We start from the raw sequence: 23,226 nt of genomic DNA on the forward strand, positions 1-23,226 counted from the left end.
TTTATGGCGTGTTTGATGGATTTAATGGCGTATTCAGTCGGGATAAAAAAGAGAATAAAAGCATTCTGTGCTCTTTTTTGGCTTGATTGGTGATGTAAATGCTATTTTCATAATATTCCATTTCTTTCAGCTAAAGAAATTATGAAGAAATAAAATCGTTGTGTAGTATATGAGCTCTTTTATCTGGCCCGGGCTGGCAATGGGTATTACTTTTCGCTTAGTTTTAACTGGCAAATTATTGCCCGGCGCCACTTTTGATAGTGCAGCAGCCGCTCTTGCCCAGTTACTGAGGCTGGATCATGCAAGAGCTGAATCGCTTTTGGCCAGCGCACCTACGGTGATTAAAAAAACGCTGCCGCACAGCGAGCTGGAAACCTATCTGAAAATACTGCAAAAAACGGGCGCAGAGGTTTTGGCCGAAGCCAGCAATGCTTCTGTGCCTACAGCAACCTTGCAGCCTGCTGCGGATACATCTGCCGCTATTCTTGAGCTAATTGAGCCTGCCAGTACCATGACTTGCCCTAAATGCCACAGAGAGCAGATTCGGCGTAATTTATGTATTGAATGCGGCACAGATATGCCGCGGGCGCTGGCCATGCAGGCAGAGCCGCTTATTCCGCGTGCTCGCCCTTTGCCCATTGTGATTAAAGAGCCAGAGTTTGATACCCCTTCTTTTTGGGGCGTGAGCACCGCCGGGCGGCTGGGCCGGGTGCGGTATCTGACCTCCAGTTTATTAGTGCTTTGCCCGATGTTTATTTTTGCCATCTTTACGCCATCAATGAGTGGGGACCCCATAAGCAACGGTCTGCTCGTGCCGCTTTTGGGTCTGATGGCTTGGACGTTATGGCAGACTTTTAGGCTGATGATTTTGCGTTTACATGATTTAAATAAACCTGCCAGCTGGATTGGGTGGTTTATGCTGGGCGCCGCGCTTGTTGGGACAATGCCGAAGGCTTCGGGTTTCAATGGCGCCAATGTTTTGGGCTCTTTATGTATGGTTGTTGTTTCTTGTGTGCTCAGTTTTACACCGGGTGATCATGATGAAAATGATTATGGGTTTCCCGCAGAGCCGCCCGCTTTATGGCATTCAGCTTTAGCGCTGGTGGTTTTGCTGATTTCATTATTTAGCCTGCCAAGCCTGTTTGTGCGTGGAAAATCATTGCCTGTATATCAGGGCCAGGCGCTCAGCGAGGCGGATATCCAAGCTCGTTATCAACAGCAGCGCAAAATCTTGTCTGAGCATGATCTTGACCTGATTATTAAAAATGAATCCATGGAAAACAATGGTGCGGCAGTTAACCGTGAAGAAGTCAGAAGAAGGGTGCAGCAAAGCCTAGATGAGCAAGCGATGAAAGAAGCGCGCACGCCGCCCGAAGACACCGCGGGTGTTATTCCGAACCGCAGGATACTGAGCGAGAGCGAGCTGGATGAGCTGGTGCGTAATATTTCTAGGGAAAATGGCACAGCTGCAAACCGTGAAGAGGTAAGACGCGAGGCTCAGCGGATGATGGATCAGCAGGCAAGAAAAAAAGCAGGCATGGTGAGCGGCTGATGATGCGTTGAAAGGATGCAGCTTAATCTGAAAGATTTTTTAGCCCGCTTAGCAGAGCATTAAAAAACTTGAGCCACAGGACGCACAGTGTTTTTGCTGTGAACGCTGTGGCTCAAGTTTTGAGCGGTCTTATAAAGCTGAAGCTGCTTTAAACGACAGAAATGCTTAAAGCGCTGTGCTCCTGGTTTTACTCGCCCAGAAAACGCATCTTAAAGCTGCGGCCTTTGATATTGCCCTGGCTCAGGCTGTTAAAGGCCTTGCTGGCGACGCGTCTGTCGATGGCCACATAGGTTAAAAACTCAAACACATTGATTTTACCGACCTGCTCTTTAGTCAGGCCCGCGTCGCCGGTGAGTGCGCCAAGTAAATCGCCCGGACGCAGCTTGTCTTTCTTGCCGCCCATAATGCACAGCGTCACCATTGGTGGGCGCAAAGGGCCGCCCTCTGCAGGCTCCAGTTTTTCCAGATCAAACCAGCGTACCGGCCCGCCTTGGTATTCTTCGATCAGCGTAACCCATTTTTTTTCATTGGGCGCGGCAAGACTTAGCGCCAGGCCTTTGTCGTGGCCGCGGCCGGTGCGTCCAACACGGTGGATATGCACTTCGGTGTCTTTGGATACATCGACGTTAATCACCGCGCCTAGGCTTTGGATATCCAGACCACGGGCGGCTACATCGGTGGCGACCAGAATCGAGCAACTTTGGTTAGCAAACTGCACCAGAATCTCGTCGCGTTCTCGTTGCTCTAATTCACCATAGAGCGCCAGGGCACTAAAACCTTGATCCCGCAGCTCTGCTGCAAGCTCTCTGCAGTGGATCTTGGTATTGCAGAAGGCCAGTGTCTGAACCGGTTTGTAGTGATTGAGTAGCTGCGCCACGGCGGCATTACGTTCTTCGTGGGCAACGGAATAGAATCGTTGTTCGATTTGGCTGTCAGCATGTTGCGCCTCTACTTTCACTTCGGCAGGCAGCTTCAGAAACTTTGCGCTGTCTTTACGAATATTGTCGGGATAGGTGGCCGAAAACAGCAGGGTTTGGCGACGGGTCGGGCAGGCGCTCACAATCCCTGCGATCTCGTCGTAAAAGCCCATATCGACCATGCGGTCAGCTTCATCCAGCACCAGCGTTTGTACCGTCGATAAATCAATTGAAGCGCGGCCAAGGTGATCGCGCAGGCGGCCAGGCGTGCCCACAATAATATGTGCGCCATGTACTAAAGATGCGATTTGCGGCCCCATTGGCGTGCCGCCGCACAGCGTTAAAATTTTGATATTTTCAGTAAAGCGGGCCAGACGGCGCAGCTCTTTAGCCACCTGATCGGCCAGCTCGCGCGTTGGGCAAATCACCAAGCCCTGAATCGCAAAATAGCTGGGGTTGAGCTTATGCAGCATGCCAATCCCGAAGGCTGCGGTCTTGCCGCTGCCGGTTTTTGCCTGGGCAATGAGATCGCGCCGCGCCAGAATCAGCGGCAGGCTTTGCGCCTGAATTTCCGTCATTTCGACGTAACCCAAGCTATCCAAGTTTTGCAGCATGGCCGGCGAGAGGGGTAGATTGGAAAAAGATGCAGTGTTCACAATGACTTAACTCGCTGGCCGAAAGGGGCAGTAGTCTAACAGGGGAAGCGCTTCAGAGCCAGCCATCACTACAGATGGTTTTATTTAACGAAAACTACGGGGGAAATCTTTCAGGCTGATGACAGGGGATGCAGTTTATGTAGGCATTGTTTCTCTGTGAAACGCCGTGTTCTCTGCGGCCACCGTGGCTCAAGATTTAGGTTTCCGTTGTGTAACATCAGCTAGTAACATAGCCGCTGTGGGCGATCCCCGCATTTTGCAGACACAAGGAATCTAATGAATCACAAAGCACGCCGCCCCACTTTGCAGGATGTGGCGGATAAAGTGGGTGCGTCTAAAATGACGGTTAGCCGCTATTTGCGGGAGCCGCAGCAAGTGGCTGAGGCAACGGCTAAAAAAATTGCCATTGCGATGGAGGAGCTGGGCTACATCCATAACCGCGTGCCCGATATGCTGGCCAATGCCAAAAGCCGGGCGATTGGCGTCTTGCTGCCTTCGATGTCGAATCAGGTTTTCTCCAGCGTAGTGCGCGGTATTGAATCGGTCAGCGGCCCTGCGGGCTTGCATGCCCTCTATGGGCACTATGGCTATAGCATGGAGCGGGAAGAGCAGCAGATTGCACAATTGCTGTCATTTAATGTAGACGGGCTGATTTTGTCTGAAACCCAGCATACCGATCGCACCTTGCGAATGCTAGAAACCGCTGCCATCCCCGTTATGGAAGTGATGGAGTTACCAGAGCATCCGATTGATCTGGCTGTCGGGCTGAACCACACAGCGGCCGCCCAAGAAATCGTGGGCCTGATGATTGCCAAAGGAAGAAAGCGAATTGCCTATTTAGCCGCACGTTTGGATCATCGTACCCGTCAGCGGGAAGCAGGTTATTTAGCTGCGCTGACTGAGGCAGGGCTGACACCAATATTGATTCACACCGATCAGCCTTCCAGTTTTACTCTGGGAGGCCAGCTATTACGTAATGCCTTGCAAGCCGCGCCGGATCTGGACGGTGTGTTTTGCACCAATGATGATATTGCTGCCGGAGCGATGCTTGCTTGCCAAGCCATGGGGCTGAGCGTGCCAGAGCAAATCAGTGTGGCAGGCTTTAATGCGCTAGATATCGGCCATGCACTAGCGCCGCAACTCGCCAGCGTGATTACCCCGCGCGAAGCCATTGGCCGTGTGGCTGCCGAGCGTTTAATCGGCAGAATGGAAGGAAAGGTTTATCCGGATAAGGTATTGGATATGTCTTACGAGATTTTCTTGGGGCAGAGTGTGTGATGGTTTGCGGGATATGCGCTAAGCAAAATAAATAAAGATCTTGGCAGCACTTTAGTGCTGCAGCCTCCCCCTTTGTAAAACAGGGCTTGAGGGGTAATGCCGTTCACTTCATGTGTTGGTTTTGCTTCCCCCTTAGAAAAAGGGGGATTGAGGGGGATTTGTCTTTGGCTTTTTTGCATTTTTAAGCCCAATATCAACTGCAAATCCCCCTAACCCCCCTTCACAAAGGGGGGAATAAGTGTGCTGACTTGTGTAGATCGCTATGGTCTTAGCCTTCTTCGACTTCCCCTTTTACCGCTCATTTGATCTGCAACAAATTTATTGCTTGGCAGTTTTTTTATTGCGAGAGATACTGTCGCTACAAAATGTTACCAGTAACATTAAAAACCAGATGATGTAACAGGAGTCGATTCAATGAGTCAGATCGATCAAGTAATACCACACCAAGTGTTTGTTGTAATGGGTGTTTCAGGAAGTGGTAAGTCTGCCGTGGGCAGTGCGGTCTCCCGCGCGCTGGACTGTGGATTTCTGGATGGCGATTTTCTGCATCCCCGCGCCAATATCGACAAAATGGCTTCCGGCCAGCCTTTAAATGACGACGACAGAGCGCCATGGTTAGGCGCTTTAAGCACCGCCGCTTACGCTATGCAACGCACTCAGACTATTTCGGTGATTGTGTGTTCTTCACTGAAAAAAGCTTACCGGGATATTTTGCGTGAAGGGAACCCTAATCTCTCTTTTATCTATCTGGGTGGCACGTTTGAGTTGATCGAATCCCGCTTAAAAGCGCGGCAAGGCCATTTTCAAAAGCCAAAAATGCTGGTTTCGCAATTTGCCACACTCGAAGTGCCGGGCAGTGATGAGCCCGATGTAGTGCACATCGATATTGATCAAAGCCTAGAAAACGTGGTTGCCGCTGCCGTGCAACACATCCGCGCAAAAACCGCTCAGGAGTAAGCCGCAATGGATACATTAACCTTACTGGTCACCGCGATTGGCTCGGTGCTGATGTTGTTGTTTTTGGTGATGAAGGCGCGTTTGCATGCCTTTGTTGCACTGATGCTGGTGTCGATTGCGGCCGGTATCGGCTCGGGTATGCCGCTGGATAAAATTGCCGACACCATGCAAAAAGGCATGGGCGGCACGCTGGGCTTTTTAGCCGTGGTGGTGGCGCTGGGTGCGATGTTTGGCAAAATCCTGCATGAAACAGGTGCGCTCGATCAGATTGCGGTGAAGCTGCTGGATCTGTTTGGCCAGAGCCGTGCCAACTTCGCGCTGGGGATTGCCGGGCTGATTTGTACCCTGCCTTTATTCTTTGATGTGGCGGTGGTGTTGTTGATTGGCGTGGTCTTTGCCGTGGCGCGTCGTACAGGTGGCAATGTGGTGAAGCTGGCGATTCCGCTGTTTGCGGGGGTTGCCGCTGCTGCTGCTTTCCTTTTGCCTGGCCCAACCGCCATGTTGTTGGCCTCACAAATGAAGGCCGATTTTGGCTGGATGATTGTACTTGGCTTGGCTGCCGCCATCCCGGGTATGCTGTTGGCTGGCCCTGTTTACGGTAATTTCATCAGCAAACATGTGCACTTGCCGTTGCCTGCTGATGTGAGCGAGCCAAGTTTGGGTAAGGGGCAAATGCCTTCGTTTGGTTTTAGCTTGGCACTGGTACTGTTCCCGCTGATCTTGGTTGGTTTAAAAACCATCGTGGCACGTTTTGTTGATCCAACAGGCTCAGCGTATCAATGGTTGCAACTGATTGGTCATCCTTTTATTGCTATTTTAGCGGCATGTTTGCTGGCCATTTACGGTCTGGCACTGCGCCGTGGCATGAGCAAAGACAAGGTGATGGAAGTCTGTAGCGCCGCCTTGCAACCTGCCGGGATTATCCTCTTGGTAACCGGTGCTGGTGGTGTATTTAAACAGGTGTTGGTGGATTCGGGTGTTGGCCCTGCGCTGGGTAATGCCTTGATCGGTGCAGGCCTGCCGATTGCTGTCGCGTGCTTTGTATTGGCTGCAATGGTGCGTGTGATTCAGGGCTCGGCTACTGTGGCATGTTTAACAACGGTAGGTTTGGTGCTGCCGGTGGTTGAGCTGGCGGGTTATTCAGGCGCGCAATTGGCGGCATTATCCATTTGTATTGCCGGTGGTTCGATTGTGCTGAGCCATGTGAATGACTCGGGCTTTTGGCTATTTGGTAAGTTTACAGGGGCCAATGAATTGCAAACCTTGAAAACATGGACAGTGATGGAAACCATCTTGGGTACAACGGGTGCCCTAGTTGGGATGGCTGCATTTACTATGCTGTAAAGTGAGCATGCCGTAATAAAAAGCCCTGGCTTTTATACAAGATGAGCTGCACCCCAAAAGTTGGACACCCGTCCATTTTTGGGGTGTTTTTATGTCCAAGTACTCAACGCAATTCAAGGTCTAGTCAGGCAGGGCAGAGCTAGGAGCTAAAGTGACTCACATGAAATCACTTTGTTTCTTCCGCCATTTTTTGCAAGATAAAGTGCCTTATCCGCGCGTGATTCAACCATTGCAATCGTGTCGCCCGGCTTGTAACAGGCTACGCCAAAGCTGGCAGTGCGTGTTCCGATGGTGGCAAAGTCATATGCTTCTATGCCGGATCTGAGTTTTTCTGCCACGGTCAGCGTGTCGGCTAAGGAGGTGCCGGGGCAAAGCACCAGAAATTCTTCTCCGCCCCAACGGCCGACGATATCGCTTTCCCGCATCGTGTCTTTCAGTATTTTGCTGATGGTTTTGAGTACTTCGTCACCTGCATGATGGCCGTAAGTATCATTAACCTGCTTAAAGTGATCGATGTCGATCAAGATAAGAGAAAAAGTACTTCTTTGGCGTGTCACCGCAGCAAACTCGCGTTCCAGCATCTGATCCAGAAACAAGCGGTTGTAGAGATGAGTTAAGCGGTCTGTGATGGCCAGTTGTGCCAGCTCCTGATTTTTTTCAACCAGCTGGCGGGTGCGCTCACACACAATATGTTCAAGCTCTTCATTGATGCGCTGTAATTCCAGATTACGTTGTTGTAACTGATCGTCCAGCTCGTAAGCCCGGATGGCGGCTTGCACCGTAAGAACAATATCTTCGTTTTGCCACGGTTTTTCCAAAAAGCGGAATAAATTGGCCTCGTTGATTGTGCGCTTAACCCCGTTTAAATCGCTTTGGCCGGTCAGCATGATTTTGATGGCCTTGGGGTGTTGCTCGTGCACTTTTACCAGAAGCTCATCCCCCTTCATGCCGGGCATAATGTAATCAGCGATGATGACACTCAGGGCCTCACCATCTTCGGCCAGATCTGCAATGATTTCGAGCGCCTCTTTACCGTTTTCCGCAATTTCAACAGACTGATGATGTGGTAAACGCTGGCCAAGCAAAGATCGCAGGGCGCTTAAAACATTGCTGTCGTCGTCTACACACAATATGGTGGTCATGGGGGGAGTCTCAAATGACAAGTGTTGCTGCTTTGTGGCTTGTTTAAGCCCTGTCTTTGCTTGTTATTGCTGACTTTTTATATGTAAATAACTTACGTGTTTTTTGCTTTGTAGTTTAAAAAATGCTGTTTGCATGATGTTTGCGGCTGCTGAGCAGATGCTTGGTTAATGATGTTGATAGGGCAGAAACACCGAAAAGGTGCTGCCTTGCCCTTCCTGGCTTTCTACTTCAATACGCCCCTGATGTTTTGCGACGATTTTTTTCACAATATCAAGGCCAAGTCCGCTGCCTTCACCTGCCGGTTTGGTGGTGAAAAAAACATCAAATATTCTGGAGCGGATATTTTCAGCAATGCCGCAGCCGTTATCCGAAATGGCGACGACGGCTTCATTTCCTTTTCGGCCGATTGCTATGGTCAGGACGCCTGAAAACTGCATGGCTTGCAGTGCATTGTGGATAAGATTTGTCCACACCTGATTCAGCTCGTCAGGAAAGCAAATAATGGGTTCGATATCCTGATAGTGACGGATGAGCTCAATATTTTGTTTGATTTGATTCTGATAAATGGTGAGGACGGTTTCTAAGCCTTCTTTTAAATCAGATTCAACGCTCACACCCTCATGATCAAAGCGGGAAAAAGATTTAAGGGCAAAAATAATTTTACTGACCCGCTCCACGGCAGTATTGATATTGTCGGTATTGCTGATAATGCTGGCGATACTGTAGGCGGTGTCAAAGATAAGCGGGCTGTCCGGGTGATGCAGTAAAGGCAAATAGTCTGCAAACGTGTCTTCGGCATGTAATTGCACCAAAATGCCCGCCATATACTTGGCATCAGCAACACCAGCGGTTTCCAGCAGGGGATGCAGCTGGCGCACTTTGTTTCTCTCCTCTCTGGGGCTGAGTATGCGCTGGGGCTTATAGCTGATCAGTTGCATGAAGCGCTGCTGATTATCCTGATCTAAAAGCTGAAAAAGTTTAGGTAGGTTTTCCAGTGCATGGTTGAGCGAATCGGCGATGTTTTTGCCGCTGGATTTTACTGCGCCGATAGGTGTATTGATCTCATGGGCCACGCCCGCAATCAGCTGCCCCAGCGCCGCCATTTTTTCGGATTGAATCAGCTGGCCCTGTGCCTGACGCAGGTTTTCTAGGGCGTCAGCCGTTTGAGCTCTGGATGCTTCTGTGGCCGCATAAGCCGTTGCATTGGCCAGAGCAATGGCGGCATAGATGGCGATAGAGCGCAGTAGCTCCAGCTCTCTTTGTTGAAAAGCATTGGCTTGATGGCTTCGGATAGAAACAATGCCAATGCGCTGTCTGTTTACAATGAGGGGGCGTAGTACAACAGAGCGCATGGGGGATATTGGGCAAATGCCTTTTGGAACAGGTGCTTTTTCTATCAGCGATTCATCCGCAATAATCAGCTCATGCTCGCTTTTAAATGCCTTCACTGAAAGTGAATCAGGATGATCCAACATCACAAAATAAGGTGGGGCAAGCTGGCCGTCTTCGATATAGTAAATCAGGTTTAAACGATCCCCTTCTGGGGCGAGCAGGGCAACGCTAAAGGCATTAAGCGGGAGCAGCGCCTGCAAGTGCTGATAGAGAGCTTGGCAAATGGCATTGGGATTCAGGCTGGTGGTGAGTTCCCTGCCAATATCGCCCAATTGACGCAGTGTTTCTGCAGAACTTGCCAGCGCTTTATTCGCCTCGGATAACTCCGCTGTGCGTTCTGAGACTCGGTCGGCCAGATGATCGCGGTGTTCAGCCAGCTCGCGCTCGTAAAGCTGCTTTTGCTGTAAGTAATCAGACAAACTGTTTTGCAAATGATTAATACCTGATACCAGCATGGACAGCTCATCCTGGCGGGCCGGGGAGCGAGGCATCACAAGGGGCTGGTCTAAATTGGCGGGGCTTAATTGAGCAAGGTGGCGGGCAATCCGCTGCACATGCACAGTAACGGAGCGGTTAAAAATCAGCATAATAAAGCCGGCAAGCAGCAGGGACTGGATAATCTGCGTGATGACGATGGCCACCACTTCACTGCGCAGCCGTGACCAGAGAACGCGCTCATCCCCTAAAAGAACTAATTTGCCAACCTTTTGGCTGGGTGAATTAAAAAAGGACTGGTAACTTAAAGTAATTTCCTGAGAAGGCGCGATGCTCGATTTTCTCCAGCCGGGCTGGTTAAAAGAGAAGGTTTCTGCCGCCAGTTGCTCCGGCATGATGGTGATTTCAATTTGGCCAACGGATGCAACTTTTGAGGCGCTGGTTAAATGCGTATGCAGGGCATCCCGGTCCATTTCCCAAATGGCTTTACTTAATGTGTGCTGATAAACCTGAGCAATCAGATTGAGCTCTGAGTGCATCGCAGCCAGATTAATTTGCCATGCCGACCATGTTTTGACCGCCACTGCCGCAAGCGTAAATACAAAACAAAACACCAGCGTGGCCAGCACCATTCGGCTTCCAAGAGACAGACCAGATTGCGTTTTAGGTGGCATGGTTTTATAAGTTTGCGTGAAAGGCTTTTTATGTTTAGTCAATGATTCAGCTGAGCTGATTAAACTGGTACAGGTTTATTGATCATAAAATGCTAATAAATAAAGAGCCTTTCCTTTTTATCATGTTTAAGTGCTTATTAAAGTTGATAAAGATGCGTTGCACAAATTTAATTTATCTCGGCTGACGTCCATTTTTTTTTAATCGCATCAAACGTGCCATTTTTTTTAATGTTTTCTATTCCCTGCCTGAACCGATTCACTAATTTATCTGATGTCTTCTGGCCAAAGGCCATAAAGTAGCCATTTTCGCTCAGCTCCAGTTTATAGACTTTTACCAGTGTTTTTGCCGGGTCATCGCCTGACTGGCGAACCAAATGATAGGCTGCCATTTCATTCATGACCCATAGATCGATACGCCCAAGTTTTAGTTTTTCATAATTAAGCTGATATTTCACACTGGATTGCAGGTTTTTCCCTTTAACAAACCCCTGGGATTCTAAAAATTGTTCACCAATATCGGTGTTTACGCTGCCTATCTGATATTTTTTTGCATCTGCCAGTTGCTTGATTTTAATATCATGGCCAGCATATGCAAAAAGGTAATTGCTTGCTGGTGCTATTGATCCAACCCATTTAAATGATTTTTCTCTTTGCGGTGTCCGGCCTATTGAATAGATCAGCACGTTTTCATTATTGATTGCGCTTTCGTAAGCTCTGGCCCAAGGCATGGATTGAAATTTACCCTCAATTTTTATGTCTTTAAGAATGGCCTGAACTATTTCAGTGCTGAACCCGGTTAAAACGCCTTTCTCTGTGTAGTTATAAGGGGCGAGCTCCTCTGTTACAACCCGGATTGTTTCGGCACCCGCTTTGGCCCCGTGCGCTATCATCAGTAGCAAGATAAAAAGATGATGCATCCTTGGCAAAATTGTCTCCCTTTTATTATTTAATTCCGCTGAAATTATTTTTTTCCATTATTTTTTTTAACTGGCCCTCTGCTTTAATTTTGTCAAAAGCAGTTTGTGTCTGTCTGAACAACTTATCGGGTGTTTTTTTACTATAAGCCATGTATATCCCACTGCTAAGCTCATTGAGTGTGAACAGTATGTCTAATTGATCACAATCAAAATGGTGCTGTTTGCATAACGATGTGATATCGCCTTCAAATAATGCGATCAGATCAACCTGATTGTTTAATAATTGTCTGAATGCGTCTGATTGCTGAGCAGATATGCTCAGGCGGGTAAATCCTTTTTCTTGTAAATACTGTTGGCGGACGTCATCTCTGACTACGCCAATCGAATAGCGTTTTGCGTCTTCTAGTTTGTTAATGCTGATCTTTGTTTTATCTTTTAGCCCGATTAAAAAACACCGGGATTTAAATAACTCGCCTACCCATTTAAACTCTGTTTCTCTGTTTGGCGTGCGGGCAATTAAGTAAATCAGCACATTGGTTTTTTTTAAGGCGATATCATATGACCTTGCCCATGGATAAATATTGATGCTGTAATCTGTCAGCCCCGCATTTTTAAGTGTTAATTCAATAATTTCTGTGGCCGGACCGGATACTTTGCCATCTTTGATATAAGAATAAGCGGTTGTTTCTGTGACTGCATTAATCCGCTCTGCGGGGCAAAGTGCAGAATAGCTGGTCAATAATAAAGTCAGTATGGACAAGGTTTTCATATTTGCGTTTAAATTTCAGCGAGTCAGCGTGTCATTTAAATAACATTAATAGCAGAATAGACCCGGCATGCCGGGCTAATTAAACAATCTTCAGCTCTGAACGGGAGAATGTAAGTTAAATATTGAGGAGGATGGTGCAGCAACGCTTGAGCTGCTGCTCGTTCATGCATCTATACCAGCGGGCGCTGGCAGTTTTAGCCCGTGGAGGGGGGTAAGGGGACTAGGCAGAAAAAAAGCTGCATATCACGCTGGATATGCAGCCATTATGGCTTTAGATAACTTGCAGCACAATTTTGCCACGGGCGCGGCCGCTTTCGCTGCGCTCATGGGCAAGGGCGGCTTGGGCAAATGGGAACACGCTGTCTATTACTACTTTGATGTGTCCGGCATCCAGTAATGTGGCAATTTCACTTAATTGAGCTGCATTGGGCTGTACAAAGCAAAAATGCGCGTTCACATGGTGTTTGTGCGCGGTAGCTTCATCGGGCTGATCGCAAATTGAAACAAGGCGGCCGCCTGCTTTCAGTGTTTGCCAGCTTTGGGCCAGAATGTCGCCACCCATAGTATCAAACACCAGATCCAGATCGCGTAAATCTGCGAAATTGGTTTGTGTGTAATCGATGACATGGTCGGCACCGTGTGCGGTGACTAATTCAGTGTTTTTGCCTGAGGTGGTGGTATACACCTCGGCACCGCGCCACTTGGCCAATTGAATGGCGAACAGTCCCACTCCCCCGGCGCCCGCATGGATGAGTACTTTCTCACCTGCTTGCAATTGGCCCATTGCAAAGAGTGCTTGCCATGCAGTGAGTGCCGCTAAAGGCACGGCTGCGGCTTGTTGCCAGTCTAGGCTTTTTGGTTTTTTTGCAATTTCACTGGCCCTGACGGCAACAAACTCGGCATAGGCGCCATTACGGGCAATATCAGGCCGTGAATAAACGGCATCACCGATCTGCCAGCCTGTAACTTGCTCGCCCAGGGCAACAATTTCACCTGCCACATCCCAGCCTAAAGTGAGCGGCATTTCATAAGCCAGCATGGATTGCAAATAGCCTTCACGGATTTTCCAATCCACCGGATTAACTCCCGCTGCATATACTTTAATCAGTACATCGTCAGCAGCGATCTGAGGTGTGGGCACGTTTTCCAGCTGTAATACATCGCGTTGACCGTAACGGTGCTGACGAATGGCTTGCATGCTTGCTTTCATTATTATTCTTCCAGTGGGTAAGTGAATAAGGTCAGTTTAGCGATGAAGTGCTGAATTGATTAGTACGGACAAAAGCATTACATTGTTGTCAAAATAGCAACAATAGTTCAAAGGAATCACTCATGCCACTTTCTCTGGATACCTTGCCAGGCCTCGTTTTGTTTTCCTGCGTGGTACGCCATGGCAGTCTGACGGGGGCGGCACAGGAGCTGGGGCTGAATCGTTCGTCGGTGAGTAAGCAGCTGGCACGGTTTGAAACTCAGCTTGGTGCAAAGCTGCTGCAAAGAACAACCCGCAAGCTGGCGCTCACCGAATTGGGCGAGCGGGTATGGCAGGAGGCGCAAACCATTGCTACGGCCCTGGAAAATGTGGACGCTATTACCGAGGATTACCGGCAGAATGTGCGCGGGCGGCTGAAAGTAAGCTGTTCTTCGTCTTTAGCCAGGGTGCACTTAGTCCCTTTACTGCCAGCATTTAACCAGCGCTATCCGGAAGTAGATTTACTCTTGCAGTTAGAAGACCGCTTTGTGGATTTAACCACCGAGCAAGTCGATATCGCCATACGGGTGGGGCATTTGCCAGATTCATCCCTGGTGGCGCGTAAGCTGGGTGAATTGCAGTGGCAGCTGGTAGCCAGCCCTGGCTACCTAGCAGAGCACGGCGCACCACAAACACCCGCAGATCTTGCTGGGCACGCTTGTCTTTTTTACCAGAATGGTCTGCGTGCGATGAATCTATGGACGTTTACCGGGCCTAAAGGAGAGGAGCAAGTGCGGGTGAAAGGGGCTTTGGCGATGAATGATGCCTGTGCCCTAGTAGATGCGGCCATCAATGGCTTGGGTATATTATTGATTGACCGCGCTTTACTCTCTTTAGCACTTGCCAGCGGCCAATTGCTGCCGCTGCTGCCCGAATACCAGCTGGCAGCTGGCTTACCAGTCTATGCGGTTTATCCGGCCCGCGAGTGGCTGCCGGCTAAAGCCGCCGCCTTTGTTGAGTTTATTCTTCAGGAATTCGCCCCCAGACTGGCAGCGCCCCGAGAATGAAAATTAAATAAGTAACAGCCTAAAAAGTTCTGCAGACACAGAGCACACAGATATGCCCTGACTACTTTTGGGTTTTCTCAGTGCCTGCAGGTTTGAGGTTTTTTTTGAGAAGGGGCGCTTTGCAGCAGCATGCGCCCCAAGGCGCATCTTATAAACCGCCGTTTTCCATCATGGTGCGAATCACCCGGTTAAATGGCTCGATCCAATCCGGATCAAATTGCTGATCAGAGGCGTTGACCTCGGCAATGGCCCGCAGCACAGATTTATTCTGGCCGCGATGGCTGTGTTTGAGCATGACGGCCTCAAAAGCATCAACCAGCGCCAGTATTTTTGCGCCCGGAACAATATCATTGCCGCTGAGCTTATTAGGGTAACCGTTGCCTTCAATGCTCTCGTGGTGCTGTAAACACATATTGGAAGCATCTTGCCAGCCATCCATTCTGGCTAAGAGGCCTGCAGCCCAAGCGGGGTGATCGACTAATTGTGCCCGCTCGATGTCGGACATTCTTTCTACTTTTAGCCACAGCGATTCGGGCAAAAACATCATGCCAATGTCGTGCATATAAACGGCCGCTTCAAGTTGGACGCTGGAGACCACGCCGCCTGCGGCTTTATTTGTGGCCAAGGCCAATTGCAGATTGCGTGCGGTACGCCCACGAAACAGCGGCGAGCGCATTTCCAATTGCAGCGCCATATTGCGAAAAAAACGCAAATCTTGGCTACGCTCTTCATTTGAGCGTTCTACTTCGGCACGGGTACGGTCTGGTAATGTCACTGCGGCATGTTTAAAACCAGTAACGGCTTCAATCAGCCTAGAACAAGCAGGATCCAGCTCTTCGGCCTGCAAGGTGGAAAGCCCGTCAAGGCCACGGGCTAAAGTGGGCAGATGCAGGCTGCTGGCCGATGAATTATTGCTGAGCGATTCAACCGCTTGCTCAAGCCTGTCTAAAGTCAGCAGCAAAACCTCAGATAAAACTTCGGTGAGCTGCAGCTCGCCCGCACGCATTCTGGAAAGCAGTGTTTCTATACCGTGCACCAAAGGGACGACAAACTCTACACGGCATAGCCCAGCATCGCCTTTAATATTATGAAATGCACGAAACAGATCAGAAATTAAAATCATCTTGCCAGGATCACGTTTCAGCTCGGCAATAATTTGCTCGATCCTTGGTGCATGATCTGCAAGGCTTTCCCGAAAATCCTGGAAAGTATTGATATCGTGAATTTTCGGAGTCAGTAAGCTGTCGTAGTTCATGGAAGCACCTTCAGGTGGATTTAGCTTAAGCATAAGTCGCACTGGCTGCAGAAGATATTCAATTTTCAGATTAAATGTGCGGAGTGGCAGTTATAGCTTGTCTTCGTTGGGTAATATTCGCTGCATATAATGTAATTTATGCAACGACGCAATTATTCTCTGAAATTAGAATGATGGCTGCTGAAACGTATTGTGTACATTGAATCAAATTCGATGTTGTTTCATCTCTCTCCTCTGTATGTATTTACGCCACCGACACGGTGGCGTTTTTTTTTGTCTGTAGCGGGTACAATGGCAGATTGCTCTTATGAAAAGTATTACGACCATGACTGAATCCATCCGCTTATCCAAACGCATGACCGAGCTGGGCATGTGCTCACGCCGCGAGGCCGACGAATTTATTGAACAAGGCTGGGTAAAAGTCGATGGTGTAGTCGTTAATACCCTTGGCAGCCGTGTTTTGCCTGAGCAAAAAATCACTTTAGAGCGCCAGGCTACGGTATTTCAGGCTGAGCGAGCCACCATTCTGATGCATAAGCCTGTGGGCTATGTATCCGGCCCTGCCGAGCCAGGCGAGCGCCCGGCATGGACCTTAATCAAAGCTGAAACTCGTTTTATTGGCGATAAATCCGGCATTGTTTTTCTGAAAAAACATATGCACAACCTAGCCCCCGCAGGGCGTCTGGATGTAGATTCCTCAGGCTTATTGGTGCTAACGCAAGATGGCCGTATCGCTAAAAAGCTGATGTCGGATGCAGATGTTGAGCGCGAATACGTGGTGCAGGTTGAAGGCTTTTTGTCTGATGAAGGGATGAAGCAATTAAACAACGGCTTAAGCCTAGATGATGAGCGTTTAAAGCCAACGAAAGTCAGCTGGCAAAGTGAAGATGCACTGCGCTTTGTTTTACGTGAAAACCGCCCGCGTCAGATTCGCCGCATGTGCGAGTTGGTTGGCTTAAAAGTAATCAATATCCGCCGCCTGCGTATTGGCCGCGTATCGCTGTCTGATCTGCCGGTTGGCCAGTGGCGCTATTTGCGTATGGAAGAGCGCTTTTAACAGGCGCTGTACCTGAGCGATTGCCGCACGTGATTTAAAAAACAAACCCTTGTCTCTCTGTTGAGCAAGGGTTTGTTTTTTTCAGTGCAGTATTTTTGATTATCTTTTTGTAATACTCGTGCACGAAAATCTTAAAAGGCTTTTTTTGCTGGCGAAGAACTTTTTTTGATGCAGGCAATCAGAAGACGGGCTGGGTGTTTGAGCAAGATACTTTTCAGGCAGACACAACAGCATAGACAATTCAATTTCAATCTCATTTAAGAAGTGTATGCAAGCCTCCAACCATAACAGCGCTCACTCTAATCTTTTAGGCAAAATCATTTTTGGCAGCCGCTGGTTGCAGCTGCCTATCTACCTTGGTTTGATCATCGTACAGGGGGTTTACGCGTATAAATTTCTGGCCGCGCTCTATACGATGATGATGAATCTGACCACGCTGACAGAAACCCAAATTATGCTCTCGGTACTGGGCCTGATTGATGTGGTGATGATTGCCAATTTACTCTTGATGGTGACCGTGGGCGGCTATGAAACATTTGTATCCCGCTTGCGCATCAGCACTCACCCTGATCAGCCGGAATGGCTGGACCATGTAAACGCCACGGTGCTGAAAGTTAAATTATCGATGGCGATTATCAGTATTTCGTCGATTCACCTGCTACAGACCTTTATCAATGCCGACAAAATGAACCCAGTCACCATGCAATGGCAGGTGATTATTCATTTGTCTTTCCTTGTTTCTGCAGCTGCTTTGGCGTACACCGATAAGCTCTTGCATTCGGTTGCTCCGCAACACCATAAGTAATCGAATAAGCGGAGCTTTATCCCGCTGAATTGAAAAAGCCTCCCTAGCAGCCTGTCGGACTTAATACTGTCCTACTGCAAAAACGCCGGATTTGGCCATATTTCGAGCTTTTTTTCGTTAAATAGCCCGCTATTCGCCTCAAAAAACCTCAAAATCTGTCTCAAACCGGACGTTTTCTCGCTACGGACGCTCAAGCCCGACAGGCTGCTAGTTTAAAAGGAGGTTTTTTTATTTTAATGCTGTATTTCTTTGAGACTCGGTCACATCGGTAAATCAGCGGCAGATTTAAGCTTCTTTTCTGTGCTGATACATTGTCAGCAGCAGTGTTTCGGCCATTTCCGCAAATCCCTCATCGGCCAGCAGGCTTTGCCCGCGCCAAGCCATTTCGTACCAGCTTTCTGATTCTTCGCCTGCAAAGCCGCGCAGGCTGTTGCCGTGCCAGCTTTCCCTTGCAGCTTTTTCGGCGGCGTCTTCCGAGCCCTCTTCGCTGCTCAATGCTTCGGCGTATTTGGCGCTGCTGCGGGTGGCAAAGGGCAGGCGTTCAGATAGGCCTTGCCAGTAATATTTCAGCCATTTTTCCAGCTCTGCCCCTGCGTTTTCTACCGTGCCAAAGCGCCAGTGGCCTTTCTGGCTGACGATACGGGTTTCTTGTTGCACGCCTTCAGGCGCGCCATGGCAGAGGGCGAGGTGTTTCAGCCAGCAGGCAATCAGCTCGATGGGCGAGCTGTGGTCTGTCCAGACCGCCACCTGCCCGTTGGGGCGCAGCTGGTGCAGCGCACCGCTGAGCTGCAAATCATCTGCAAATTTAAACAGAAAAGTATGTGGTGCCAGCGTTGCATCGCTGAGCAGTGGCTCGGCGGCGTTATAGAGCTTGCGCAACGTGGCCGATTGCTTGGCTGCGCTCATATCACCAAAACCACCGTGCGGCAGCAGGCCAGCGGCGCGGCCGGTGGCGATGGAATCACTGCTCCAGCCTTGCTCTAGGGATTGCCAGATCACTTGGTTTAGTTCGCTTTTGGCGGAAAAAGACAGGCTGAATGGCTCATTGCTTTCAAACTCCACTGCCTCGTCGGCAAGGCGGATGCCGATGCGGTTTCTGAGTAAATAGCGGGTAGGGTTGCGCCAAAAGGCCAGCAAATCGTTAAATGCGACGTTTTTAAATTCTGCATCGGGTAGCGGCAAGCTTTCTGCCAATACTGAGAGTGGCTGGCCTTGTGGCTGACCAATGGCGGTGGCGGCGGCAAACCAGAGCGGGGAATAGGCGGGAAGGTTAATGGCCGCGTCTTTAAAATAGCGCGGGGTTTTGTTTTGAAAATAGCGCGGGCTAAAAGGCTGCAGCGGGTGTTCGGTAATCAGATGCTTAAGCAGGCGCTCGCGCTCGATACGTCGCCATTTTAGTGCCTCGTTGCCTAGCGCCGGTTGTGGCGGGGCGTCTTCCAGCACAAAGCTACGGCCCACGGCGTCGAGTAAATCAGATACCACCACCGATGGCGGAATCACGCCATTATCTTGAATGCCACGGCCTACATAGCTCAGATACAGCACATCGCTGGCCGAAAGCAGCGTTTCAAGGAATAAATAGCGATCATCGGCACGGCGGGATCGGTCGCCATATTGCGGATTGTGCGCCATCAAATCAAAGCCCGGTGGGCGCGATTCGCGCGGGAAAGCGCCGTCATTAAAGCCCAGCAGGGCAATCACTCTGAAGGGCAGGCAGCGCATCGGCACCATGGCGCAAAACGTCACCGCGCCGGTTAAAAATCCACCACTTGGAATCTTGCCGGACAGTGCACCATTGAGCCAGCTGCGCGGCACGGATAAATCCACCGGTGCATCGTAGTTGGCGGCACGGCTTTGCTCGGAAAATTCAATAATCTGCTCGCGTAAATCGGCCAAAATGAGCGCTTCATCATCATCTGGCGCAAACAGCGCCTCTATCATGGCGATCAATTTGTTATGCCAGACTTCGGGGGTGTGCTCTCCGGATAAGGCTGCGGCTTGCTCAAACAGCGTTTCGGCAAAAGCCGCCAGCCCAGCAGCCAGCTGCGCCTGATTGCCTGCCACACCAGAGCTGGGCAATGTGCCGGCAAACAGCGGTGCGGCAGCGCCCGCCACCCCAGCGGGCAGGGCAATGCTGAGCAGCAATCTATCCAGCCCAAAGCGCCAGGTGTGCTCAAAGGTATTGGGTAAACCTAGCTCGGCCTTATGCTCGCCGTCTCTTCCCCAATGAATGCCCAATTCGCTGATCCAGCGGTGGATGGTGGGTAGCTCGGCAGCAGGGATTTCAAAGCGGCGGGCTATGGCGGGGATATCCAGCAGCGCCATCATCCAATCGCTGGCAAAGCGGCATTGCGGTAGGGTGAGCAGCTCCAGCAGGGCTTGCGCCAAGGGCGCTGCGTCTTTCAGGCTGCGGTCGGCAATGGCAAAGGGCACATGCGGCGCGCTCAATGCACTGCCCTTTTCTAAATTGCGACCGAATACGGCCTCAATATAGGGAATGTAATGTTCGATATCGGGCATCAGCACCACAATATCGGCCGGGGTAAGTGTGGCATCGGCCTCGAATAGCGCCAAGAGCTGATCGTGCAGCACTTCAATTTCGCGCATGGCCGAATGGCAGATATGCACTTGCAGGGATTTATCCTCTGCGGATACGCGCAGCGCGGTTTCCGGGCTGCGGGCCACCAGCTCCAGTACATCGCTTTTCAGCGTTTGCAACATCGTGTCGTGATTGCCAGGGAAAGGTGTGAAGTATTCAACGATTTCCGGTTCGGCAATCAGCTGATTAAAAAACTCCCGCCCCTGCTTGCCCCACACGGCCAAGAGCGGGTTGCCCACTTCTAGATACAGGTCTTCAGGATCAAAACCATCAGAGAGCCGCGCGATTTCCGCCGCATCCCGAATCTCGCCCCAAGGCTCGCCACAAGGATTGAGCGCATGGATAAACACCTCGCAGCGTTTCGATAGCGCGCGCAAAATCTCCATATACACCGGTGGCAGGCTGGAGATGCCAAATAGCGAAACACGGCTGGGCAAATCCAGCGGTCGCGGGTCGAGCAGCCGCTGGTGAGTGGCCGCCAGCAAAGCGCCACGATGCCCGCCATCAATGCGGATATCCAGCTCATCTTTAGATAAATAGCGCCACAGCGCCGCCTGCCAAGCTTCATCATCCCCCAGCCCTAGGCTCTGGTTTTTTTCCCAAGCCAGCAGCCAATCGGCGCGGTAAACCAGATACTGATCGAACACATCGGCAATGCGTGTGGCTAATTCAAAACGCCGAAAATCCCCGCCTTCACGCAGATAATTGAGTAATACCGGCGCATTGGGCTGGGAATCCAGCCAGGCCAGCACCCGCCAACCCATAATCTCCCGCGAAAACGGCGATTTTTTCGGCAGATTGCCGCCCAACGTGCGCTGCATTAAATCCCAGAAAAAAGACGCCAGCAGCGGATAGCCCATCTGCGCCGTCATCCCTTGCTTTTCTGCCAAACGAAAATTCAACCACCGCCCCATCCCCTTAGACTGCACCACAATCTTTTCCTGCTCAAAGGGGGAAGCTAAGGGCGAGGTCTCTAACTGATGCGCCAGCGCCGCCAGCAGAACATCGATACGGTTGGATTGGAATAGATGCAGCACGGGAAAGTCTTATTCAATGGGCTTAGGGCAGAGGGTAGCGGAAAGTGGGGGGGAATGCAGCAGGTGCTGGTTTGTGACTAGGGCAATTTCTTTGAAAACCTCATATGATTGAGTCACATGTTAACTATGTTTTTCGACTAAAAAAGCCTCAAGGAATGTTGAATGTATTCTCTTACCCATATAAATAAACATTATTTGTTCATTTCATTATTTTTAATTTCAGCCAGCTTGTGTGCAAGTAGTGCCGATCAGGCTGAAATGGTTTGTTTAAAGCCCAGCCAGATAAGTGTTAATAGCGTGAATTTACTGGATAAAAGTGATGTTGTTTTTAAAAAAATAGGGCAACCTGAGCAAACCAAACGTTATAAATATCACTCATATGGTAATTCTGGTTCTTATTTTCTTAAAGATTTAATCTATCCGGGCTTAATCATTACGATTGCAGATGAACAAAAAAGAGAAAAGCAAATAGAGCGGATTAGCTTATCAAATTCAAAATATAAGCTGGGAACTCAGTTTTATATCGGGCAGAAAAAGTCAGAAATAATGGCTTTGCTGGGCATAAAATCAGAGAAAGAAGTGATGAGTCTGGCTGAAAGAGACATATCACTCAGGGGCAAAAAGATAAAGCTATCCGCAGCAAGTAAAAAGAATTGGTCATTAAACCAGTGCGGGGATGATGTTGGCACAACTAATATTGAGTTTTATTTTGATGCCGATCACAAACTAGCGCAGGTCAAAATATATTTTGATGATAGTTTTATTTAAACGCGTTTAAATTGATAGCGTGTCGCATCTTTATAAGGTTTTTCCTTCTAAACTAAACCCCATGCCTAAACCCAAACTCCCCCCACTCACTGACGCCATCCGTGCAGATCTGTTTACCCATCTGGCAACGATGGAGAAAGCAGGCCTGCCGGTGGCGCAGGCTTTTTTGTCCTTGCGGCTGGCGAAAGCAGCCCAGCCCAGGGTGGAAGAGGCGCGCAAATGGCTGGGGCGGGGCAAGGATGTGGCGGCGGCAGGCAGGATGGCTGCTTTGTTTAGCGATCTGGAAGCAGATTTGCTGCATGCGGCGATTAGCGCGGGCAGCCCAGCACATACTTACTTTCGCTTGGCTGAGCGCTATACGCTGAAGGCCAGATTAAGCCGCCAGATGCGCTCCAAAATGATGTTGCCCATCGTGGTGTTTGTGCTGGCTTTATCAGTACAACCTTTGCCCGATTTGGTTTTGGGCGCGCTGAGCCCTGCTGCTTATTTGTGGCGCTGCCTGCGGCCCTTGCTGTTTTTTATCAGCCTCTATGGTTTGTTCAGAGGGGTTTCGGATTGGTTGGAAGTATCGGGGCCATCGCGCTTAAGGCTGCAAATTGAAACGCTGTTGATCAAGATGCCGCTGTTTGGTGCCATGCATGTGCGGCGCAATGCGCGGGATTTTTTTGAAAGCTTGGCGCTGATGCTGGAAGCAGGCCTGCCTATGTTTGATGCCCTGCCTAAGGCGAACCGGGCGATTCATAATCGGCTGATCCGCAGTGAATACAGCCGTATTCTGCCCAAAATGCAACGTGGGGATAGCCTAGCTAAAGCACTAGATCACCAGCTTTTTTTAGGGGATACCCGGGTGATCGGTTTTGTGCAAACGGGGGAGGCCAGCGGCACTTTGCCTGAAATGTTGCTGCGGCACGTAAACATGGAAAGTGCAACGATTGCCGATTTTCAAAGCAAAGTCGCCGAGTGGTTCCCAAGAATTATGTATGGCCTGCTGATGCTGTGGATGGCTTATGGCATGGTGATTGGAAGTGGTGCGCCGCAGATACCTGCTGATTTGTAAGGGAAAAATGTTGGTAGTGAAGTAGAAAAATATATTTTTAGTGCTGAATAGAAAGTTTTTGTTGACTAGATTGTAAGTAAATGAGTATGATCCGCAGTCTTGATGGAGAGTTGGCCGAGTGGTCGAAGGCACTCCCCTGCTAAGGGAGCATACGGGCAAAACCTGTATCGAGGGTTCGAATCCCTTGCTCTCCGCCAAGTGTTTCATACTTGGCAGAGTCGAGTAGTAACAATGGGAATGGAGTGTATTTAAATACGCTTCAAATGCCCCAAGAAAAACAGCCCTTGTTGATCAAGGGTTTTTTTTCGTCTTAAGGATGGCATTGGCCGTCGTTGTCCGCTTTATCCTTCAGTATTTT

17 protein-coding genes and 1 tRNA gene are annotated in these 23,226 nt (G+C 49.7%); 10 read left to right on the plus strand and 8 right to left on the minus strand.

The window, feature by feature from the left end:
* Window positions 1-169: 169 nt before the first annotated feature.
* Window positions 170-1,552 carry a DUF805 domain-containing protein gene (locus DYD62_RS00835; protein ID WP_115225638.1) on the plus strand — a complete coding sequence of 461 codons (1,383 nt, stop codon included), beginning with the start codon at window positions 170-172 and terminating at the stop codon, window positions 1,550-1,552.
* 187 nt (window positions 1,553-1,739) lie between these two features.
* On the opposite strand, the gene dbpA is transcribed toward DYD62_RS00835, so the two are convergent.
* A complete protein-coding gene (gene dbpA, locus DYD62_RS00840; RefSeq protein ID WP_115225639.1) occupies window positions 1,740-3,125 on the minus strand; it encodes an ATP-dependent RNA helicase DbpA in 1,386 nt (461 codons plus the stop codon).
* A 276-nt stretch (window positions 3,126-3,401) separates the two neighbouring features.
* Between dbpA and DYD62_RS00845 the strand changes: the two genes are divergently transcribed.
* The 3 genes from DYD62_RS00845 (at window position 3,402) to gntU (ending at window position 6,704) form a co-directional block, all read left to right on the plus strand.
* Window positions 3,402-4,403 carry a substrate-binding domain-containing protein gene (locus DYD62_RS00845; protein WP_115225640.1) on the plus strand — a complete coding sequence of 334 codons (1,002 nt, stop codon included), beginning with the start codon at window positions 3,402-3,404 and terminating at the stop codon, window positions 4,401-4,403.
* Between the two features lie 414 nt (window positions 4,404-4,817).
* Window positions 4,818-5,360: a gluconokinase gene (gntK, locus tag DYD62_RS00850; protein ID WP_115225641.1), complete on the plus strand. Its 543-nt coding sequence runs from the start codon at window positions 4,818-4,820 to the stop codon at window positions 5,358-5,360.
* A 6-nt stretch (window positions 5,361-5,366) separates the two neighbouring features.
* On the plus strand, window positions 5,367-6,704 hold the full coding sequence (gene gntU, locus DYD62_RS00855) for a gluconate transporter (RefSeq protein ID WP_115225642.1): 1,338 nt from the start codon (window positions 5,367-5,369) through the stop codon (window positions 6,702-6,704).
* Window positions 6,705-6,850: 146 nt separating this feature from the next.
* Here the strand turns inward: gntU and DYD62_RS00860 are convergent, their stop codons facing one another.
* From DYD62_RS00860 to DYD62_RS00880, 5 genes are all read right to left on the minus strand, one after another.
* Window positions 6,851-7,846 carry a GGDEF domain-containing response regulator gene (locus DYD62_RS00860; RefSeq protein WP_115225643.1) on the minus strand — a complete coding sequence of 332 codons (996 nt, stop codon included), beginning with the start codon at window positions 7,844-7,846 and terminating at the stop codon, window positions 6,851-6,853.
* 165 nt (window positions 7,847-8,011) lie between these two features.
* On the minus strand, window positions 8,012-10,390 hold the full coding sequence (locus DYD62_RS00865) for an ATP-binding protein (RefSeq protein WP_115225644.1): 2,379 nt from the start codon (window positions 10,388-10,390) through the stop codon (window positions 8,012-8,014).
* 125 nt (window positions 10,391-10,515) lie between these two features.
* Window positions 10,516-11,265, minus strand: coding sequence for a substrate-binding periplasmic protein (locus tag DYD62_RS00870; protein WP_115225645.1), 750 nt, complete (start codon window positions 11,263-11,265; stop codon window positions 10,516-10,518).
* A 25-nt stretch (window positions 11,266-11,290) separates the two neighbouring features.
* Window positions 11,291-12,034: a substrate-binding periplasmic protein gene (locus DYD62_RS00875; protein WP_115225646.1), complete on the minus strand. Its 744-nt coding sequence runs from the start codon at window positions 12,032-12,034 to the stop codon at window positions 11,291-11,293.
* A gap of 271 nt (window positions 12,035-12,305) precedes the next feature.
* The gene (locus tag DYD62_RS00880) at window positions 12,306-13,244 is read right to left on the minus strand and encodes an NADP-dependent oxidoreductase (RefSeq protein ID WP_115225647.1); all 939 of its coding nucleotides are present in this window, start codon (window positions 13,242-13,244) and stop codon (window positions 12,306-12,308) included.
* 122 nt (window positions 13,245-13,366) lie between these two features.
* Here DYD62_RS00880 and DYD62_RS00885 point away from each other — a divergent pair, with 122 nt between their 5' ends.
* Window positions 13,367-14,290, plus strand: a complete 924-nt coding sequence (locus DYD62_RS00885) for a LysR family transcriptional regulator (protein ID WP_115225648.1) — start codon at window positions 13,367-13,369, stop codon at window positions 14,288-14,290.
* A 148-nt stretch (window positions 14,291-14,438) separates the two neighbouring features.
* Here DYD62_RS00885 and DYD62_RS00890 read toward each other — a convergent pair whose 3' ends face one another.
* Entirely contained in the window at window positions 14,439-15,545 is a 1,107-nt protein-coding gene (locus DYD62_RS00890; RefSeq protein WP_115228165.1) for an HD-GYP domain-containing protein, read from the minus strand.
* Between the two features lie 307 nt (window positions 15,546-15,852).
* On the opposite strand from DYD62_RS00890, the gene DYD62_RS00895 reads away from it, so the two are divergent.
* Both DYD62_RS00895 and DYD62_RS00900 read left to right on the plus strand, forming a co-directional pair.
* Window positions 15,853-16,602 carry a pseudouridine synthase gene (locus DYD62_RS00895; protein WP_233702851.1) on the plus strand — a complete coding sequence of 250 codons (750 nt, stop codon included), beginning with the start codon at window positions 15,853-15,855 and terminating at the stop codon, window positions 16,600-16,602.
* Window positions 16,603-16,870: 268 nt separating this feature from the next.
* Window positions 16,871-17,407 carry a TIGR00645 family protein gene (locus DYD62_RS00900; RefSeq protein WP_115225649.1) on the plus strand — a complete coding sequence of 179 codons (537 nt, stop codon included), beginning with the start codon at window positions 16,871-16,873 and terminating at the stop codon, window positions 17,405-17,407.
* 285 nt (window positions 17,408-17,692) lie between these two features.
* Here DYD62_RS00900 and recC read toward each other — a convergent pair whose 3' ends face one another.
* Window positions 17,693-21,043 carry an exodeoxyribonuclease V subunit gamma gene (recC, locus tag DYD62_RS00905; protein WP_115225650.1) on the minus strand — a complete coding sequence of 1,117 codons (3,351 nt, stop codon included), beginning with the start codon at window positions 21,041-21,043 and terminating at the stop codon, window positions 17,693-17,695.
* A gap of 162 nt (window positions 21,044-21,205) precedes the next feature.
* Between recC and DYD62_RS00910 the strand changes: the two genes are divergently transcribed.
* From DYD62_RS00910 to DYD62_RS00920, 3 genes are all read left to right on the plus strand, one after another.
* Window positions 21,206-21,811 (plus strand): hypothetical protein, encoded by a 606-nt coding sequence (locus DYD62_RS00910; protein WP_115225651.1) that lies wholly within the window; start codon window positions 21,206-21,208, stop codon window positions 21,809-21,811.
* Between the two features lie 61 nt (window positions 21,812-21,872).
* On the plus strand, window positions 21,873-22,868 hold the full coding sequence (locus DYD62_RS00915) for a type II secretion system F family protein (protein WP_115225652.1): 996 nt from the start codon (window positions 21,873-21,875) through the stop codon (window positions 22,866-22,868).
* A gap of 104 nt (window positions 22,869-22,972) precedes the next feature.
* Window positions 22,973-23,065, plus strand: a tRNA-Ser gene (locus DYD62_RS00920).
* Window positions 23,066-23,226: the final 161 nt, after the last annotated feature.

Origin of the sequence: Iodobacter fluviatilis, assembly GCF_900451195.1 — a bacterium.
Taxonomy (GTDB): domain Bacteria; phylum Pseudomonadota; class Gammaproteobacteria; order Burkholderiales; family Chitinibacteraceae; genus Iodobacter; species Iodobacter fluviatilis.

Excerpts from the sequence above, each read along its gene's own strand:
- DYD62_RS00870 (WP_115225645.1), bottom strand. The coding sequence starts at position 11,265 with ATGCATCATCTTTTTATCTTGCTACTGATGATAGCGCACGGGGCCAAA.
- DYD62_RS00860 (WP_115225643.1), bottom strand. The coding sequence starts at position 7,846 with ATGACCACCATATTGTGTGTAGACGACGACAGCAATGTTTTAAGCGCC.
- DYD62_RS00880 (WP_115225647.1), bottom strand. The coding sequence starts at position 13,244 with ATGAAAGCAAGCATGCAAGCCATTCGTCAGCACCGTTACGGTCAACGC.
- gntK (WP_115225641.1), top strand. The coding sequence starts at position 4,818 with ATGAGTCAGATCGATCAAGTAATACCACACCAAGTGTTTGTTGTAATG.
- DYD62_RS00915 (WP_115225652.1), top strand. The coding sequence starts at position 21,873 with ATGCCTAAACCCAAACTCCCCCCACTCACTGACGCCATCCGTGCAGAT.
- DYD62_RS00895 (WP_233702851.1), top strand. The coding sequence starts at position 15,853 with ATGAAAAGTATTACGACCATGACTGAATCCATCCGCTTATCCAAACGC.
- DYD62_RS00900 (WP_115225649.1), top strand. The coding sequence starts at position 16,871 with ATGCAAGCCTCCAACCATAACAGCGCTCACTCTAATCTTTTAGGCAAA.
- DYD62_RS00885 (WP_115225648.1), top strand. The coding sequence starts at position 13,367 with ATGCCACTTTCTCTGGATACCTTGCCAGGCCTCGTTTTGTTTTCCTGC.
- DYD62_RS00910 (WP_115225651.1), top strand. The coding sequence starts at position 21,206 with ATGTATTCTCTTACCCATATAAATAAACATTATTTGTTCATTTCATTA.
- DYD62_RS00890 (WP_115228165.1), bottom strand. The coding sequence starts at position 15,545 with ATGAACTACGACAGCTTACTGACTCCGAAAATTCACGATATCAATACT.
- DYD62_RS00875 (WP_115225646.1), bottom strand. The coding sequence starts at position 12,034 with ATGAAAACCTTGTCCATACTGACTTTATTATTGACCAGCTATTCTGCA.
- gntU (WP_115225642.1), top strand. The coding sequence starts at position 5,367 with ATGGATACATTAACCTTACTGGTCACCGCGATTGGCTCGGTGCTGATG.
- DYD62_RS00845 (WP_115225640.1), top strand. The coding sequence starts at position 3,402 with ATGAATCACAAAGCACGCCGCCCCACTTTGCAGGATGTGGCGGATAAA.
- DYD62_RS00835 (WP_115225638.1), top strand. The coding sequence starts at position 170 with ATGAGCTCTTTTATCTGGCCCGGGCTGGCAATGGGTATTACTTTTCGC.